The 1,317-nt window shown below is 65.2% G+C and carries 1 pseudogene and 1 other annotated feature; the pseudogene reads left to right on the forward strand.

Annotated elements, in window-relative coordinates:
- Window positions 1-50: 50 nt before the first annotated feature.
- Window positions 51-1,278 (forward strand): annotated as a pseudogene (locus ASF20_RS16115) (IS3 family transposase).
- Window positions 331-447 (forward strand) — a sequence feature (AL1L pseudoknot). Its footprint overlaps the pseudogene before it by 117 nt.
- Window positions 1,279-1,317: the final 39 nt, after the last annotated feature.

Consider the following 1,317-nt stretch of genomic DNA (forward strand, 5'->3'; position numbering starts at 1 on the left):
TGAACCGCGCCGGGTTTCCCGGAGGCCCCAACTCTTGCGAGGATGGAGCCATGACCAAGCGAACCCCACCCTTTTCCCCTGAAGTCCGCGAGCGCGCCGTGCGGATGGTGTTGGAGCACCAGGGCGAGCACGACTCTCATACGGTGCGATCCGCTCGATTGCCGCCAAGATCGGCTGCTCGGGCGAGACGCTGCGGAATTGGGTACGCCAGGCCGAGCGCGACCAGGGCCAACGAGCCGGCCCGACGACGGACGAGCGCGAGCGGATCAAGGCGCTGGAGCGGGAGGTTCGCGAACTCCGGCAGGTCAACGAGATCCTGAGAAAGGCATCGGCGTATTTTGCCCAGGCGGAGCTCGACCGCCCGTTCAAGCGATGATCGCGTTCATCGACGATCACCGCGGGGCCTACGGGGTCGAGCCGATCTGCCGCGTGCTGCCGATCGCCCCGTCGACGTATCACGCCCATGTCGCGCGCCGGGCCGATCCTAGTAGGCTGCCAGCACGATCCAGGCGGGATGCGGTGCTGATGACCGAGATCCGGCGCGTGTACGAGGCGAACTTCTGCGTCTACGGCGTACGCAAGATCTGGTGGCAGCTCGACCGTGAGGGGATCACGGCGGCTCGTTGCACCGTCGCACGGCTGATGCGAGCGATGGGTCTGCAAGGCGTCGTACGAGGCAAGACAGTCCGGACGACGATCCCTGATCCAGCCGCGGCGTGCGCACTCGACCGGGTCAACCGGCAGTTCAAGGCCGCGTGTCCGAACAGGCTGTGGGTCGCGGACTTCACCTACGTCGCCACCTGGGGCGGCTTCGTCTATGCGGCTTTCGTGATCGATGTCTTCGCTCGCCGGATCGTGGGCTGGCGCGTGACGCGCTCGGCGCGAGCGGACTTCGTGCTCGATGCCTTGGAGCAAGCTCTGCATGAGCGCCGCCCCTTCGCAGGCAGCGGTCTCGTCTGTCACTCCGACCGCGGATCGCAATACGTCAGCATCCGATACACCGAGCGCCTTGCTGAAGCGGGCATCGAACCCTCCGTCGGCAGCGTCGGCGACTCGTACGATAATGCTCTTGCCGAGACCGTGATCGGACTGTTCAAGACCGAGGTCATCCATCGGCGTGGCCCGTGGCGGTCGTTCGAAGCCGTCGAGTTCGCTACCCTCGAATGGGTGAATTGGTTCAATCACCGTCGGCTGCTCGAACCGATCGGCAACGTGCCTCCCGCTGAAGCTGAAGCGCGCTACTATGCCCAGACCGAGGCGCAAGCCTGGGCCGCATAACCCAAACCAAATGGCCTCCGGGAATTCCGGAACGGTTCA

It is taken from the genome of Methylobacterium sp. Leaf88, assembly GCF_001422795.1.
Lineage (GTDB): Bacteria > Pseudomonadota > Alphaproteobacteria > Rhizobiales > Beijerinckiaceae > Methylobacterium.